We start from the raw sequence: 15,981 nt of genomic DNA, 5'->3' as shown, positions 1-15,981 counted from the left end.
ATGAGCATATCCAAGCTTGATTCAGCTCTTGTCGAGTAAATTGTACTTTTTCAAAATACCTCGAAGCTGATGGTAGCTTAAGCCCAATAAATCGGCGGTTTTTTTCTGATTATATTGGCCTTCAGCTAATGCTCGTTGCAATAGTTCTATTTCGCTGTTTTCGGTGTATTCTTTAAAATCTATCGGGAATTCGATGCTATTAAGCATCACAGATGTTTCCGTTTTAATATTTAACTCAGCCGATTCCGTCACTGGTGTTGGTGCATGTTCTATTTGATTTAATTGACGTTCGCGGGTTTTGACACGATTTACAGGACGATAGGGAGATGCAAAAGGATCTAAAATAATATGATCAATCTCTTGGCCATCAGCGCCTTCACGGTAAACACTTCGCTCGACGACATTCTTTAATTCTCGGATATTTCCTGGCCAGCTGTGCATCATTAATTGTTCTACCGCCAACGGACTAAAACCACTAAAATATTCTAGTGATAGTTGCCTTGCCATGCTAATAGCAAAATGTTCGGCCAATGGCATAATGTCTTCGGTTCTATGTCTTAATGGTGGCAAGGTGATCACATCAAAGGCTAAACGATCGAGTAAGTCCGCTCGGAATTCACCATTGTCAGCCAAGGTAGGTAAATCTTCATTGGCGGCACAAATCAGTCGCACATCAGATTGAACCGTTTTACTGCCACCGACTCGTTCAAATTCACCATATTCGATGACACGTAATAACTTTTCTTGGATTAATCCAGAAGTGTTGGCTAATTCATCTAAAAACAGTGTTCCGCCATCGGCGCGTTCAAAACGGCCTTCGTGTCGTCCTTTCGCACCCGTAAATGCACCAGATTCATGGCCAAAGAGTTCACTTTCGAGTAAGTTTTCACTTAATGAAGAACAATTGAGTTTAATAAAGCTTTGATCCCAACGAGGGGATAAGTAATGTAGTCGTTCGGCAATTAATTCTTTACCCGTACCGCGCTCACCAATAATGAGCACCGGCTTAGATAATGGCGCGACTTTAGACACATGTTCTAATACTTCAAGCAGTGCATTAGATTGGCCGATGAGATTGTCTTGCTGGAATTGTTTGCTCACAGTTAGCTTACTCGCAAAATTGTTAGTGAATTAGACTAATAATTGGTGAAAATCATAATAAATGGCTTGAGTGTTAAAAGAAAGCAAAAGTTAAATATTTGTTTAAGTATATGATGTTGTTGCATTTGTAAATGTTGGCACGTAATGTGTAATACCAACTGCGACATCCACGTTAATTTTGAGGAACACATTATGGGAATTTTCTCTCGCTTCGCAGATATCGTTAATTCAAATATCAGCGCAATACTTGATAAAGCCGAAGATCCAGAAAAAATGGTCCGTCTTATCATTCAAGAAATGGAAGACACACTTGTTGAAGTACGTTCAACCTCCGCTAAAGTATTGGCAGAGAAAAAAGAATTACTTCGCCGGATTGCTCGTGTTCAAGAGCAAGTTCAAGATTGGCAGAATAAAGCTGAGTTAGCGTTATCCAAAGATCGTGAAGACTTAGCCAAAGCCGCGTTGAGTGAAAAGCAAAAAACGGTTGGTTTATTGCAAGCACTTGAGATGGAACTGCAAGTTGTTGAAGAGCATGTCGCTCGTTTAAAAGATGAAATCGCTCAACTTCAAGAAAAATTGAATGATGCTCGTGCTCGTCAAAAAACCATCATTATGCGTAAGCAAACTGCCACTTCACGTTTAGAAGTCAAAAAGCAGCTTGATTCAAGCAAAATCGATGATGCAATGATGAAGTTTGAACAATACGAGCGCCGAGTTGAAGGACTTGAGGCACAAGTAGAATCATATGATTTAGGTAAAAAGAACGTTCTAGCTGACGAGTTTGCAGCATTAGAAGCAGAAGATTCTGTGAATGATGAATTAGCAGCATTAAAAGCAAAAATGAGTGCGAAAGCACAACCTAAATCTAAAGCGTAAATTTATTCAGAGGTGAGTTATGGATATGGATCTTCTTATTGCACCAATTATCATCTTTATGGTTGTTGTGGCACCTATCTGGTTGGTTCTTCATTATCGCAGTAAGCGACAAGTGAGCCAGGGGCTCACCGAGGAAGAATTTAACCAGCTTAATGGTCTCATTGCGAAAGCTGAAAAAATGAGCGGTCGCATTGAAACATTAGAAGCGATTTTAGATACTGAATCACCAGAATGGAGAGCAAAACATGGTCCCATCTAATGGTCGTACTCTATACCGCAACCCAAAAAATGGTAAAGTGGCTGGGGTGTGTTCAGGTATTGCAGATTACTTTAACTTTGAAACATGGCTAGTGCGAGTCATTGCTGTGTCGATATTCTTACTCGGTGGAACAGGGATTGTGTTTGTTGTTTATATTGCCTTATGGATGATATTAGACATCAAACCACAAAACTTAGATAACAAAGAAAATCACAAAGATATTGAAATTAAAAAGAAAATTTGGCAAGCAGGTGAACCTGCAAAGCAAGCGTTGTTTGATGTTAATCGTCAATTTAATGGATTAGAACTCCGTTTAAGACGACTCGAAGAACATGTCACCTCAGACAACTTTGATCTTAAACGCCAAATCAATAGTCTTTAATCCTTCTAATGGGCGGTTATCCGCCCGTCTTTTTTGGGGAGCCATCAGCCATCATGAGATTTTTAGATCGTTCCTTGTTTAAAGTCAGCCAAACCGCTCAGTCTATTGTTAACCGCAGTACCGATCGTCATGTCAGATTAGCCGTTACTGGGTTATCCGGTGCAGGTAAAACCGCTTTTATTAGTGGCTTAGTCAATCAGTTATTGCATGCAGGAAAAAGCGCCAAGCACAATCCTTTACCATTATGGCAAGTGGCACGCGAAGGTCGGTTAATTGCTGTCAACCGCGCTATGCAACCCGATTTAGACATTGCCAGTTTTGATTATCAAGGTGCAATGAATGCATTATGTTCGTCGCCTCCTTATTGGCCTGCTTCAACCAAAAATATTACCGAATTACGTTTAGCCATTAAGTATCAGCCTCAGCAAGGTTTGTTAGCTAAATTAACAGATACCGCAACCTTGTACGTAGATATTGTTGATTATCCAGGTGAGTGGTTACTTGATTTACCGATGCTTAAACAAGATTTTACTCAATGGTGTTTATCACAACAGGTTAATGTGACATGTTTACGTCACTCGCCCTTATTTAGCGCATTCAATCAAGCTGTAGAGACGTTAGAGTTAAGCCAATTAGCTGATGAACAGCACCTTAAGCACATTGCTGATTTGTATCAAACCTTATTGGTTGATTTGGTTCGGCAACAGGGGTTTTATCACGCCCAACCAGGGCGTATGTTATTACCGGGTGAATATGAAAATACCCCGTTACTGACATTCTTTCCATTGATTACCTTGAGTCCAATTCAGCATTCGGAATTATCTGCAAGCTCAAGTGATTCAAATTATCACGTACTTAAACGGCGTTATGAACAGTACGTATCACAAGTCGTTAAGCCCTTTTATCGTGACTACTTTTCTCGATTTGATCGCCAATTGGTATTAGTTGATTGTTTAAATGCGCTTAATCATGGTCAGGCGCAATTTAATGACATGGGCCGTGCACTTAACAGCATTATGGAGAGCTTTCAATTTGGTCAGTCGAGTTTAATAAAACGTCTGTTTTCACCGCGGATTGATAAAGTATTATTTGCTGCTAGCCAAGTAGACAGAGTGACCCGTGATCAACAGAGTCATGTGCTCAGTTTGTTAACCGCAATGCTACAACAAAGCCAGCATTATGCCAATTTTGAAGGCAGTGAAGTTGAAACCATGGCAATAAGTGCGATTAAGGCCACTCAACATGGGATGGTCAATATTGATGGTGTTCAACAAGAAGTGGTAAAAGGGACTGGGCTTGATGGCAAGAAAGTGACCTTATATCCTGGCGATGTTCCGGCATCATTACCTGATGCTGAATTTTGGCAACAACAAGGATTTAGTTTTAGTGCTTTTCTGCCGCCTAATTTAAGTCATATTCATGATCACAATCCGCAATTTGAACACATTCGTCTCGATCACCTTTTAGAGTTCCTATTAGGCGATAAATTGTCTTAATGGATTTATTTTGAGCAATAATTTGGGCCTTAGTTATGAATGAATCTACACATAGTTCGCCGATAAAGAAATCGCAAATATTTACGGAGTCAGACTTAATCGTGACTCAAGAGGCGCATTCCAAAGCGGATCCTATTAAGCCCGCTAAACCGTTTGAAGACATTGACTTTATTTGTGAGAAATCCTTAATAGAATTACCAGCCTCAATGGAAGACAGCATTAAACCTGCAACACCCAAGCGTTGGTCACTATTGGCAAGATTATCGATTATTGGTTTGGTGTTCTTCGTCATAGTTCAAACCGTGATGGGGTTAATTGACTCTCTTCAGCAAAGTCCGTGGTTATTTGGCTTTTATGCAACTGTGTTATCCATTGTTAGTGTATGGGCGATGGTGTTGACCCTTAAAGAATGGCGTAAATTAGTTAATCTTAAAAAGGTGAGTGACCATCAAACGAAAGCTGAACGGTTGTCGCAAAGCATGCAAATGGGTGAAGCTAAACAATTTCTGGCACCAATATTAGCCAAATACCCAAATAACGAGGCAAAGCAACAATATCTACAAGCCTGTAGCCATGAACATAATGATGCTGAAATCGTTGTATTATTTGAAGATATCGTGTTGTCTGAACGTGATCTACTCGCTAAAAAGCGAGTTAATCGTTTTGCTGCAGAGTCGGCATTATTATTAGCAGCCAGTCCGCTCGCCGCGCTGGATATGGCTATTATTTTGTGGCGTAATCAAAAAATGATCAATGAAGTCGCTGCTATTTATGCGATTGAGTTAGGTTATTGGAGTCGGATAAAACTTATTCGTAGCATTGTGGTTAATCTTATTTACGCGGGGAGCACAGAGGTGATTACCGATTTAGGCACCCAATTATTATCGGTGGAAATGACCGGCAAGTTATCTGCCCGAATTGCACAGGGGCTCGGTGGCGGTTTACTTACCGCAAGACTCGGTTATCAAGCTATGAGTTTGTGTCGCCCTATTGCATTTAATAAACACAATAAGCCTAAATTATCCCACGTTCATCAGCATTTATTGGGTGAATTAAAGCAGTTTACCTCGTCAATGATGTCCAAAAACAAATCGAAACAAACTCAGCCTGTTGATAAGAACGAATAAAATATGTGTTTTTTTTGTACAATGTGAGTTTATTGACTACAGTTAGCCTCCGATCCGGAAACCCTACGCGTTCCGAATCGTTCGAGCTTGGTAATGGAGAAGGACGCATACCAGCAAACTAAGGAAGGAAAGGAGAATCTAATGAAATCATTGTCATTAACTGCATTATTAATGGGTTTATGTTGTTTGTTAAGTAGTCATTCTTACGCCGCTGAAACGGTAAAGACAATGGCAGAGCCCACAAAACAAGCCACAAAATCGATGGAGAAAAAGTCAACGGCTATGCAAAAGGTCAATATCAATAAAGCCAGCGCTGAAGAATTACAAGCGCTGAAAGGTATTGGGCAAGCCAAAGCAAAAGCGATTGTTGACTATCGAACCAAAAACGGCAAATTTACCGATCTGAAACAGTTAACCATGGTGACAGGAATTGGTGAAAAGTTAGTCAGCCAGAATACTGAGAATATGAGTTTCTAAATGAGACGCCTGTTTATACAAAAACGGAAGCAATTGCTTCCGTTTTTTATATCAGCGAGCCCAAATGCAGGTTAACTAATGCAGCTTAACTAATACAGGTAAACTATTGTGCATTAAGTGCCTGGCCATTGGTGTCGATAGATTCATTACCCATTAAGAATAAATAAGTCGGCATAATTTGTTCAGCTGTTTTTAGTGTTTGTGGATCTTCAGCAGGATAAGCTTTTGCACGCATTTCTGTACGAGTCGCGCCTGGGTTAATACTATTAACCCTTACAGAGGTATTATCACATTCATCAGCTAACACTTGCATCATGCCTTCAGTGGCAAATTTAGAAAATGCATAAGGTCCCCAATAAGCACGACCTTTACGTCCAACACCGCTAGAAGTAAACACAATTGAAGCATGCTCGGCTTTACGCATAATAGGCAATAATGACTTGGTCATGATGGCTTGAGCCGTGACATTGACCTTTAAAATGGTTTCAAGCGAGGTTAAATCGATATGCTCAAATGGACCTAATGCCCCCAACTGAGATGCGTTATGCAATAAACCATCTAAATGACCAAACTGCTCGGCAATGGTGTCTGCCATATCAATATAATTCTGTTCGGTCGCGCCTTTCATATCTAACGGTACAATGGCTGGCTTTGGATAACCGGCATTAACAATTTCATCGTATACGTTTTCGAGTTTTTTAACGGTCTTACCGAGCAAAATTACCGTTGCGCCGTGTTTGGCAAATTCGATTGATGCTGCACGACCAATACCGTCTCCAGCGCCCGTAACCAAGATTGTTTTGTTATTGAGTAAATCTTTTGCAGCTTGATATTCCAACATGATTGATTATTTCCTCTTAGCGCAATCGCCCGTCAAATCTAGTACCGGATAAAAAATAAACGACCGTTTGAAACAAATGATTAATAATTGTATGAGAATAGGTCATTTGCATGTAACAAACTTGTAGCTAACTCAATAATTTTACGTTAACTTGAGAATAGTTAAGGACTAACATAAGTCCTTATGGTCGCATGATAGGACTATTGTGACCAATTCTTGGGGAAAACAAAATTATTAAAACAAGATTTGGGGAAAAAAGATGAAAAGACTCATTTTGGGTGTTGCAATAACATCTGCTCTTGGCTTGACAGCATGTGGTGGTGACAGTTTTAACGAAGCAGTAGATAATGCTGAGCCGTTAGTGCCTGTTTCACATATGCAGTTTGATCCTGCTAATAGCAAAGTACCATTACCAAACGACTTACTCTTCAGTGGAACCACTGATGGCACATTATCTATCCCTGGCGAAGCCAGCGGTAACTATACTGATCCTCAAATTGCATTAGGTGCATTAGATGGATGGTCAACTAGTTCACCAATTTCAATTACTGTCGAACTTGCTAATGATTTACAGGGCAATGCATTAACGTTAGATGCAGCCTCTGTGTTTCAACCTGGTGCGGTGCGTATGTTTGAAGCGACGGTGGGCGGAGCATTATCAAGTGATGCTGAGTGTAAATCAGCACCTTCAGTTTCAGCTTGTAAAGTAGGTGAAGAGCTTCAATTTGGTGTTGATTTTGTATCAAAAGCATCAGGCAATAAAGTTGCCATAGTACCGATTAAACCATTAAAAGCTGGTCAGTCTTATATCTATGTGACTACCGATCTTATTCAAGACTCGCTAGGCCGTGCTATTGCTCCGTCAACAACTTATGGTCTGTTAAAGTTAGATTTTGAAACACAGCAGCTTGAAACAGAACAACAAAAAATGCTGCAGTATCTGGTCAACAGTTATGAAAAAGGTGTTGCTGAAACACACGGTGTTGATCCTGAATCGATTAGTTTTTCAGGTTTATTTACCACTCAGTCAGTCGCTGATGTGTATGAAACCACTAAATTATTGATGGCTTCTAATCCTGCTTACACACCTTCATTTGTGCAAGCACCTACGCCAACTGGATTGACAGTTGCTCAGGCTGCTGGGTTAACGCCAGCATCGGGTGCAGCCTATGTAGTCGCCGATATGGCTGATCTTTATACTGCCAAAATTAAACTGCCAATCTACGGTGATTGTTCATCAGCTGGCTGTGTGATCCCAATCGTCGATGGTGCTCCAACAGCACCTAATGGCCGTTGGTTTGCTCAAGGTGACAGCCCTGTGTCGGTATTGCTAGCTTTACAGGCGGGTACATTAAGCCAAGCTAACTTTTTTGCACAAGCATCTGATAACGGTGTAGATCCTCAAGCAGCGTTGGGTAATCCTGCATTACTTGCAGGTAAACAGTGGAAACTTGACGATGGTACTGCTGCAGATAAAACGAAACATTTAACCAAGTTTAACCCTATTCCGGCTATCAAAGGTTATGAAACTGTTTCAGTTCAAATTACCTTACCGAATGCGGCTAAGCTTGCAGCATTTACCGCTGCGCAAGGTGGAACTTTTGTGCCTCCAACAAGTGGTTGGCCAACCACAATCGCAATGCATGGTTTAGGTGGTGGTAAAGAAATGGCACTAGCTTATGCGGGTACATACGCTGCAGCTGGTGTTGCCACTATTGCGATTGATATGCCATTGCACGGTGCTCGTTCATTTGATTTAGACAAAGACGGCACTTATGAGATATCAGCAACAGCCCCAGCTTTTGGTCCTGTAGTCGGTAAGCCTAATGCGTTCACCAATGGTAACCCATTAGTGTTTGTTAACATCGCCAGCACATTGACAGTGCGTGACAATTTCCGTCAAGCAACCTTAGACCAATTAGGGTTAAGATTATTATTGACTGGAATGGCGCAAAAACTAGCCGCAGACGGTGACGTTCAAGTATTCGACGTGTCTAAAATCAGTGCTCAAGGTTTGAGTTTAGGTGGCATTGTTGGCACTACATTCTCTACTTATGCCAGTACTGGGTTAGTTAATCCTATGACGGGTGATGCTTTACCTAACGCTTATGCAATTAATGCAGCATCGTTAGTGGCGCCTGCTGGTGGTTTAGCTGGTGCATTTGCGGGTTCTGCTGCATTTGGTCCACAGTTATTTGCCAATGTCACCGCGTCTAGTACGTTTGCCGCTCTCGTTACTGCTGCAAATACTGCAGGTTATGAGGAAGGTAGTGCCGAGTATGCTGCTTTAGTTCAAGCAGTGTATGCTGAGTTTATACCAACATTTGCTTTTGCAGTGCAAACAGCTGTCGATTCTGCTGACCCAATTAACCATGGCGAAAAATTAGCGGCTACTGGTTTACCAGTGCATTTAATTGAAGTGGTTGGCGATGGGGCAGGCAACTTAGGTGACCAAACATTACCTAACAGCGTTGAAGGTTTCCCATTATCGGGTACTGAACCGTTAATTACCTCGCTATCGCTAGGATGTGTTGATACTACAACGCCAGGTTCTGGTGCTGTACGCTTCTCTAAAGGCCATCACAGTTCGATTGTTAGCCCAGGTGAAGTAGATGGTGTAACAGACGGAATGGCTCTTGCTGCGACTGTTGAAATGCAGTCTCAAGTTGCTGGTTTTGCAAAAACAGCAGGTTTAGGACAAGCTACGATTGTTGTGACTAACAGCGATGTGATCCAAAGCTGTAACTAATGTTTACTATTTAGTACGCAATATCTTAAGAAACCCAGCAATTAGCTGGGTTTTTTATTGTCTACTTGTCGGTTATTACTGTTAAAATACCGCAAGATTGTCATCCCTGTATGGAGCGAGTTTTGGAATTTTTATATGAATACGGCCTGTTTTTAGCAAAAGCGGTAACCATTGTTGTCGCTATTTTAGCGGTAGTAATATTTGTGCTGGCAGCAAGCATGAAAAACAAATCTGATAAAGGTGAGCTAAGACTGACTGATATTTCAGATGAGCTAATGCAATTAAAGCATCAGTTGAAAGAAGAGTTACTGCCTAAAAAACAATTTAAAGCCTATGAAAAGCAAGTAAAAGCAGCCGAAAAAGCGGCTGAGAAACAAAACTTAACCAAAGGCAAAGTATTCGTTATTGATTTTAAAGGCAGTATAGATGCCAATGAAGTCGCGTCATTACGCGAAGAAGTGACCGCTATTATAACCATCGCAGATAAAGATGACCAAGTATTGGTCAATGTTGAAAGTGGTGGCGGTATGGTTCATGGGTATGGCCTAGCGTCAAGTCAGTTAGATCGTTTGCGTCAAGCTAATATCCCATTATCGATTTGCGTGGATAAAGTGGCTGCAAGTGGTGGCTATATGATGGCGTGTGTGGCTAATAAGGTTTACGCCGCACCGTTTGCGATAGTGGGCTCAATTGGGGTGATTGCGCAAATACCAAACTTTAATCGTTTGTTAAAAAATCATGATATTGATTATGAACAGCACACCGCAGGTAACTTTAAACGTACTTTAACCGTTTTTGGTGAAAACACTGATGAAGGCAGAGCTAAGTTCCAACAGGAATTAGAAGAAACTCACGTGCTTTTTAAAGAGTTTGTCGGCCGTTATCGTCCTAATATGGACATTGCTAAAGTTGCCACTGGCGAACATTGGTATGGCCAGCAAGCAATTGACTTAGGGCTTATCGATGCGGTTTCTACCAGCGATGATGTAATTTTAGACTTGGTTAACACCCATCAAGTGATTAAAATTCAATATCAAATGAAGAAAAAGCTAGCGGATAAAATTGCTCATGGCGTTTCACTATCAGTGACAACTATGATGAATCGTTTTGCGGAGCGTAATCAATCGGTGTAGTACAGCAACATTACCACAACGCAATTGATTAAAGACAAAAACGACAGCCTAGGCTGTCGTTTTTTATACTGTAAAGCTTATGAGTGACTAAGCTTTGTAACTGATGTGTTGATGGAAACGTAAAATGACATCGGCGTGTTCTTTATCAATATCGAACTCATTGGTAAATACACGTATAGCTTCTTCAACTTGATTCATAAAACGACCATAGCCTTCGTCTGTTTCATCGCTTTTACCTGCGACAATCACAAATCGGAAAACGTCTACAAGCTTGTTCGCATCCCAGTGGCAAATCGGCTCTGGTGATTCTGCATGAGGATCAAACCCAACCATCTGAAATTCGTTAGTACTGGTTAATTGCTCATACTTACTGTTACGTACAAGTGGTATTTTGCCGTTGGCAACCACCGCAACACGATTAAGCTGTTTGCTTTTAGTCGCTTCGATAAACTTGTCACATACCTTTTGATAAACACTGGTAAAGTCGGTGGTATCATTTGCGAGTAACTGCTTTTTGATACGGCGGTCAACTGGAATGTTTATGGTGACATAATTGAGCGTGCTGACATTTTCTGGTAGCTCGCAATGACGTCGTTGATAGCGACTATCAACAGCGCGTAATTTATAACCGTAGGTTTCTTTTAGTCCTTTTGCTTTAGCAAAGAAATCATAAGAAATATGCTGGTGGTCACGGACTTTAATTGGCACATTTTTAACGGGTAATAATGGTTTTAGTTCAGCTATAAATTTTTGCACATGAGAGTGAAACTCAGCCGAATTACTGCGAAGGTCATTACCAGTGGCTAAAAATACAATTCTAAGTTTTCTAGCTCTAAAGCCTGCAACGCTGTGTAAACGGTTAGCCTCATGGTGGGCTGGGTTATAGAAAAAACGTAATTGCTCATCTGTGGTTAAGCAATAAGCTTCACTGTGGAAGCGTACCATAGGCAATTTATCGGTAGTGACAACGTGCACGTTGTACAATTCTTGCTTTTCGGCTAGTTGATAGACGAGTTTGCTAAATTCATCGTAACAAGTTTCTAAATCACTGTATGCATTAAGATATTCATCAGTTAACGGAAAACCAATGGTAATGTATTGATTTTTACGTGTTGCTGTTGGCAAGTATACTTTTTTTTGACGACTGACGGACATATTATTTCCTTATTGCCTTAGTTGTTGTCTAAAGTTTATCGTTATATGTTTATGCTTATTTAATGCGCTTGCTGAGTGTCCATTTTAAACATTGATGCTTAAATTAAAATGACTTTCGATCACTTTATTAAAATGTTTTTAACATGTCGAACAAAACTTGTTCAAATTTAAGTGTTTACTCGGATAAAACTTGTGTGATCCAAGGTAACATTAACTGCGTAATAGTGTCTTGAGCTTGTTCATTCGGATGAATGCCATCGCGCTGCATAAGCGTTTTGTCGGTGGCAATATCTTGCATGAAAAAAGGGATTAACTTAATAGTATATTGTTCGGCTAACTGATGATAAATCTGAGTAAAAGATTTGGCATACCTCGGGCCGTAATTCGGTGGTACCATAATCTCAGTTAATAACACCTTCGCGCCTTGTTGCTGCGATAGGGTAATGATTTTTGTAAGATTTGATTTCAGTTTATTAGGTGGAAAACCTCTCAACCCATCATTACCACCTAGCTCAATGACAATCAGGTCTGGCTGGCTTGAAGCCAGTAAACTCGGGAGTCTACGTAATCCTCCCGCCGTTGTTTCACCACTAACAGAACCATTAATTATCTGATGCTGAGGCAACTGGTTACGTAATAATTGTACCCATCCCTGATCTTCTGGCATGCCATAGCCTGCACTTAAGCTATCACCTAATATCAAAATCGTGGCAGCATAGGTCGGTACACTCATAACTATCAGTATAAACACGCTGGTAAGCACGCGTTTAAGTGACGAATATAAGAAGGATTGTATGTCTAATAATATCGATCGAAATACCAGTGCCATTACTGTAACTAACCTCAATAAAACTGTCGTGACCCAAGAGGGAGAGTTGACTATCCTCAACGGCATTAATATAGAAGTCAAGCAAGGAGACAGTATCGCCATTTTGGGACCATCAGGTTCAGGTAAGTCGACACTATTGGGTTTACTTGCAGCATTAGATACACCTACCTCTGGTGAGATAGTGTTGGATGGGGTGGCCTTATCCGGATTAAATGAAGAGCAAAAAGCAGCGCTTCGTAAGCAAAAAGTCAGTTTTATCTTTCAGTCATTTATGCTGGTTGATACCTTAACAGCGCTTGAAAACGTTATGCTACCCGCAGAGCTTGCAGGGGTGAAAGATGCCAAGCAGAAAGCCCAAACCATGCTCAATCGCGTTGGTTTATCTCATCGATTAAATCATTTGCCTAAACAGTTATCGGGTGGTGAACAGCAACGTGTGGCTATTGCCAGAGCTTTTATTTGTGAACCCAAAGTGCTGTTTGCAGATGAACCAACAGGCAACTTAGACAGTGTGAATGGTGATAAAATTGCTGATATGTTGTTTGAGTTAAACCAAGAAAGTGACACCACGTTGGTGTTAGTGACGCATGATTTACATTTAGCAAAACGTTGCGCACGCCAATTAGTGATGGAAAATGGCCATTTGTCAGAACCATACGCAGATAATCTTAAGGCTGCCCATGTGAGCGCGGAACCTGTTGCGGAGGTTAATTAATGGAGTGGCAAATTGCGTGGAGATTGTTTAAACGTGAACTCGCTCAAGGACAATTAATTCTTATCGTGTTGGCTATTACGTTAGCGGTGTTATCCGTGACCGGGCTCGCGCGGGTTAGTGAGCGTTTACAAGTAGCCATTAATGGCGAAGCCTCTAACTTTATTGCCGCCGACCGTATTATCGACTCACCGGTTGAACTTGATGCACAAGTCCTTACAGTTGCCAATGAGTTAGGCCTTGCCCACGTCACTAACATGCAATTTAACTCGATGGTGTATTCGGGCGATAAATTTCAATTAGTGACCGTTAAAGCGGTAGGTGATGGCTATCCGTTAAAAGGCGATATAGAACTGAGTAACGGTGTCACTCGAGCATTACCAAGCAAGGGGCAAGCATGGTTTGAAAATCGTTTAGGTGGTTTGCTTGGCTACCCAAAAAGCATTGAATTGGGCAATAGTGAGTTATCGCTAACCGAAGAGATTAGTCGTTTACCGGATGCAGGGTTTAATCCGTTTGCGTCCTCACCAGTATTACTCATACGTTTAGATGATGTGGCGGCGACAGGTATTATTCAACCTGGTAGTCGGGTGACGTATTTATACCAATTTACTGGCGATGCAGAGCAGCTAACGGCCTTTGAACTGCAAGCTAAACCTTTGCTCAATAACAGCCAGCGTTGGGTAGATGTGCAATCGGGAGATTCCCCGATAGCTTCAGCTGTGCAACGTGCGGAGCGCTTTTTGCTGCTAGCCAGTTTACTCGGTATTGCATTAGCGTGCGCCGCGATTGGTATTGCAGCGCAGCGTTACTGTCAACGCCACTATGATGTTGTGGCCATGCTGAAAACCTTTGGCGCTTCAGGCAAGCAAATTCGGGTGTTATTCGGACTGCATTTGTCGTTAGTGACCTTATTGGGTATTGCACTGGGTTTACTGGGCGGGTTATTGCTCGACATTGGCATTACGGCATTTTTACCACCAGAGATAGCCGCTTATTCTCCACCGTATTTACGGCCTATTTTATTAGGTGTAAGCACGGGGCTAATCAGTGCATTTATGTTTTCTGCTTATCCGTTAATGCGGCTGTTAGCCATTCCGCCGTTAAGAGTATTGCAGCGCCAATTAGAAGGCCTGCAGCTGGGCATGTGGCTCCATTTACTATTAAGCTTGGCCGCAATGGCCTTGTTGGGGTATTTGTATTCAAGAAGTTTAGCATTGACGATGACAGTGGTACTTGCGGTGCTGTTGTTAGGTTTTTTACTCAGTGTGCTGGGCTTTGTGATGATCCGTTTCGGTCATGGCATTGGCATGAAAACCACCAATCCTTTCCAACTAGCATTAGCTGGGCTTCGCCGTCGTGCTCGTCAAAATGCTGTGCAATTGGTTGGATTTAGCAGTGCATTGGTATTATTGCTCACCATCTTGGCCTTGCGTCAAGATTTACTTAATGAATGGCAAAAGCAGTTACCTGAAAATGCACCTAACTACTTTCTAGTGAATATAGCCCCTGAGGATGCTAAGCCATTAAATGACTTTTTAAGCCTAAATCATATTAACGCTACCGATATTTATCCTGTGGTGCGTGGTCGACTCACTCATATTAACGACGAGGAGTTGATTTCGGGCAAACAAGCTGAAAGCGGAGCTGAAGGGCGAGTGGGGATTTCTCGCGAACTAAACTTAACCTATCGAGATACTTTACCGCCAAATAATAAGCTGCTTGAGGGCAAGTTTAATCAAGCTGCGGATGATGTTTCGGTTGAGTCCGGTGTCGCAGATAGACTAGGCGTTATACTTGGCGACAAGCTCACTTATAGCATCGATAATCAATCCTTTTCGGTGAAAGTTGCCAGTATTAGACAGGTTCAGTGGGAAACCCTACAACCTAACTTTTTCATGATTTTTACCCCTGAAGCGTTGGCGCCATTTGCCTATACCTCGATGGCCAGTTTTCACCTTAATGATGCGCAATTAGCGGCGGATGGTAGCTTGCTGAGCGCCAATCAAGTGGTATTGCAACTGATCCAACAATTTCCAACGATATCGATTATTGATGTTGGGGCGATGGTTGAGCAGCTACGGCAAATAATCGATCAAGTGTCATTATCACTATCACTAGTGTTGGCATTAGTGTTGTTGGCCAGTGCCTTGGTGTTGATTGCGCAAACTGAGGCTGGCATGGCGACTCGACAACGAGAACTCGCAGTGTTGCGAACTTTTGGCGCATCCGGTTGGTTACTTCGTGCTTCTACTGGAATTGAGTTTGCTTTGCTTGGTGCAATTGCTGGTTTATTAGCGGTGATTGTGGCTGAGTTTGCTTTATACATGCTAAAAACTCAAGTGTTTGAGTTAGTGGTATACATGCATTGGCCATGGTGGGGCATCACTCCAATCGCAGGCGCGCTAATTGTGGCAATCTTAGGGATTTGGCGTTGTCGTCAGTTACTCAATAAGTCGTGCAGTGACATGTTAAAAGAGGGCTAAAGTACTTACAAATATTAAGGGAGATGCATTGTCATCTCCCTTTTTTATGTTGCCTTTTTACCTTAGTTGATCACTGATGTGATTACTTTTGACGCATTTTATATTGGGTTGGACAATACGCTCTATCAATACCTTCAGGTCGCAATTTAAGGTGCTTGGTTTTACGGCCACTAACACGGGCTCGCCAAGACTTAAAGCTATTGGGTTTGAGTGATGAGCGCATGAGTTTAATCACATTTGATTCGTTTAAGCCATAAAGATGTTCAATAGCTTCAAATGGCGTGCGGTCTTCCCATGCCATTTCAATGATCCTTGAGGTATCGTGCGGTGATAGCATTGAGTTTGATAATGTTTATTG

Annotated in this window: 15 protein-coding genes; 10 read left to right on the top strand and 5 right to left on the bottom strand. The window is 41.6% G+C overall.

Features of this window, described 5'->3' with window-relative positions; translation table 11 throughout:
• Positions 1-21 precede the first annotated feature (21 nt).
• The gene (pspF, locus tag AAEY98_RS11920; RefSeq protein ID WP_351017116.1) at positions 22-1,101 is read right to left on the bottom strand and encodes a phage shock protein operon transcriptional activator; all 1,080 of its coding nucleotides are present in this window, start codon (positions 1,099-1,101) and stop codon (positions 22-24) included.
• Between the two features lie 192 nt (positions 1,102-1,293).
• On the opposite strand from pspF, the gene pspA reads away from it, so the two are divergent.
• The 6 genes from pspA to AAEY98_RS11890 all read left to right on the top strand — a co-directional run bounded on the left by pspA (position 1,294) and on the right by AAEY98_RS11890 (position 5,718).
• Positions 1,294-1,977 carry a phage shock protein PspA gene (gene pspA, locus AAEY98_RS11915; protein WP_162022729.1) on the top strand — a complete coding sequence of 228 codons (684 nt, stop codon included), beginning with the start codon at positions 1,294-1,296 and terminating at the stop codon, positions 1,975-1,977.
• A gap of 19 nt (positions 1,978-1,996) precedes the next feature.
• Positions 1,997-2,236: an envelope stress response membrane protein PspB gene (gene pspB, locus AAEY98_RS11910; protein ID WP_086019761.1), complete on the top strand. Its 240-nt coding sequence runs from the start codon at positions 1,997-1,999 to the stop codon at positions 2,234-2,236.
• Positions 2,223-2,618 carry an envelope stress response membrane protein PspC gene (gene pspC / locus AAEY98_RS11905; protein WP_101087871.1) on the top strand — a complete coding sequence of 132 codons (396 nt, stop codon included), beginning with the start codon at positions 2,223-2,225 and terminating at the stop codon, positions 2,616-2,618. Before pspB ends, pspC begins: the two co-directional genes overlap by 14 nt.
• Positions 2,619-2,671: 53 nt before the next feature.
• Positions 2,672-4,114 carry a YcjX family GTP-binding protein gene (locus AAEY98_RS11900; RefSeq protein ID WP_351017113.1) on the top strand — a complete coding sequence of 481 codons (1,443 nt, stop codon included), beginning with the start codon at positions 2,672-2,674 and terminating at the stop codon, positions 4,112-4,114.
• A gap of 35 nt (positions 4,115-4,149) precedes the next feature.
• On the top strand, positions 4,150-5,241 hold the full coding sequence (locus AAEY98_RS11895; protein WP_351017110.1) for a TIGR01620 family protein: 1,092 nt from the start codon (positions 4,150-4,152) through the stop codon (positions 5,239-5,241).
• Between the two features lie 141 nt (positions 5,242-5,382).
• A complete protein-coding gene (locus AAEY98_RS11890) occupies positions 5,383-5,718 on the top strand; it encodes a ComEA family DNA-binding protein (RefSeq protein WP_101087875.1) in 336 nt (111 codons plus the stop codon).
• A 103-nt stretch (positions 5,719-5,821) separates the two neighbouring features.
• Here the strand turns inward: AAEY98_RS11890 and AAEY98_RS11885 are convergent, their stop codons facing one another.
• Complete coding sequence (locus AAEY98_RS11885; RefSeq protein WP_011638022.1) at positions 5,822-6,559, bottom strand: YciK family oxidoreductase; 738 nt, start codon at positions 6,557-6,559, stop codon at positions 5,822-5,824.
• Positions 6,560-6,818: 259 nt separating this feature from the next.
• Between AAEY98_RS11885 and AAEY98_RS11880 the strand changes: the two genes are divergently transcribed.
• A complete protein-coding gene (locus AAEY98_RS11880; protein ID WP_351017107.1) occupies positions 6,819-9,308 on the top strand; it encodes a VolA/Pla-1 family phospholipase in 2,490 nt (829 codons plus the stop codon).
• Positions 9,309-9,430: 122 nt separating this feature from the next.
• Positions 9,431-10,441, top strand: coding sequence for a protease SohB (sohB, locus tag AAEY98_RS11875; protein ID WP_162022732.1), 1,011 nt, complete (start codon positions 9,431-9,433; stop codon positions 10,439-10,441).
• An 87-nt stretch (positions 10,442-10,528) separates the two neighbouring features.
• Here sohB and AAEY98_RS11870 read toward each other — a convergent pair whose 3' ends face one another.
• Both AAEY98_RS11870 and AAEY98_RS11865 read right to left on the bottom strand, forming a co-directional pair.
• The gene (locus tag AAEY98_RS11870) at positions 10,529-11,596 is read right to left on the bottom strand and encodes a DUF3083 family protein (RefSeq protein ID WP_351017104.1); all 1,068 of its coding nucleotides are present in this window, start codon (positions 11,594-11,596) and stop codon (positions 10,529-10,531) included.
• 175 nt (positions 11,597-11,771) lie between these two features.
• Positions 11,772-12,329 (bottom strand): arylesterase, encoded by a 558-nt coding sequence (locus tag AAEY98_RS11865; protein ID WP_162022733.1) that lies wholly within the window; start codon positions 12,327-12,329, stop codon positions 11,772-11,774.
• A gap of 61 nt (positions 12,330-12,390) precedes the next feature.
• On the opposite strand from AAEY98_RS11865, the gene AAEY98_RS11860 reads away from it, so the two are divergent.
• A complete protein-coding gene (locus AAEY98_RS11860; protein WP_162022734.1) occupies positions 12,391-13,140 on the top strand; it encodes an ABC transporter ATP-binding protein in 750 nt (249 codons plus the stop codon).
• Positions 13,140-15,623, top strand: coding sequence for an ABC transporter permease (locus AAEY98_RS11855; protein ID WP_350996212.1), 2,484 nt, complete (start codon positions 13,140-13,142; stop codon positions 15,621-15,623). Before AAEY98_RS11860 ends, AAEY98_RS11855 begins: the two co-directional genes overlap by 1 nt.
• 82 nt (positions 15,624-15,705) lie before the next feature.
• On the opposite strand, the gene AAEY98_RS11850 is transcribed toward AAEY98_RS11855, so the two are convergent.
• The gene (locus AAEY98_RS11850) at positions 15,706-15,960 is read right to left on the bottom strand and encodes a TIGR03643 family protein (protein WP_101087889.1); all 255 of its coding nucleotides are present in this window, start codon (positions 15,958-15,960) and stop codon (positions 15,706-15,708) included.
• Positions 15,961-15,981: the final 21 nt, after the last annotated feature.

The sequence above is a fragment of the Shewanella sp. AC91-MNA-CIBAN-0169 genome (assembly GCF_040310165.1).
Lineage (GTDB): Bacteria > Pseudomonadota > Gammaproteobacteria > Enterobacterales > Shewanellaceae > Shewanella.
The sequence above is the reverse complement of the archived record's forward strand: the minus strand, read 5'-3'. Positions and strand labels throughout refer to the sequence as shown.

Excerpts from the sequence above, each read along its gene's own strand:
- AAEY98_RS11885 (WP_011638022.1), bottom strand. The coding sequence starts at position 6,559 with ATGTTGGAATATCAAGCTGCAAAAGATTTACTCAATAACAAAACAATC.
- AAEY98_RS11895 (WP_351017110.1), top strand. The coding sequence starts at position 4,150 with ATGAATGAATCTACACATAGTTCGCCGATAAAGAAATCGCAAATATTT.
- pspA (WP_162022729.1), top strand. The coding sequence starts at position 1,294 with ATGGGAATTTTCTCTCGCTTCGCAGATATCGTTAATTCAAATATCAGC.
- AAEY98_RS11880 (WP_351017107.1), top strand. The coding sequence starts at position 6,819 with ATGAAAAGACTCATTTTGGGTGTTGCAATAACATCTGCTCTTGGCTTG.
- AAEY98_RS11900 (WP_351017113.1), top strand. The coding sequence starts at position 2,672 with ATGAGATTTTTAGATCGTTCCTTGTTTAAAGTCAGCCAAACCGCTCAG.
- pspB (WP_086019761.1), top strand. The coding sequence starts at position 1,997 with ATGGATATGGATCTTCTTATTGCACCAATTATCATCTTTATGGTTGTT.
- AAEY98_RS11865 (WP_162022733.1), bottom strand. The coding sequence starts at position 12,329 with ATGAGTGTACCGACCTATGCTGCCACGATTTTGATATTAGGTGATAGC.
- AAEY98_RS11850 (WP_101087889.1), bottom strand. The coding sequence starts at position 15,960 with ATGCTATCACCGCACGATACCTCAAGGATCATTGAAATGGCATGGGAA.
- AAEY98_RS11890 (WP_101087875.1), top strand. The coding sequence starts at position 5,383 with ATGAAATCATTGTCATTAACTGCATTATTAATGGGTTTATGTTGTTTG.
- AAEY98_RS11860 (WP_162022734.1), top strand. The coding sequence starts at position 12,391 with ATGTCTAATAATATCGATCGAAATACCAGTGCCATTACTGTAACTAAC.
- pspC (WP_101087871.1), top strand. The coding sequence starts at position 2,223 with ATGGTCCCATCTAATGGTCGTACTCTATACCGCAACCCAAAAAATGGT.
- AAEY98_RS11855 (WP_350996212.1), top strand. The coding sequence starts at position 13,140 with ATGGAGTGGCAAATTGCGTGGAGATTGTTTAAACGTGAACTCGCTCAA.
- AAEY98_RS11870 (WP_351017104.1), bottom strand. The coding sequence starts at position 11,596 with ATGTCCGTCAGTCGTCAAAAAAAAGTATACTTGCCAACAGCAACACGT.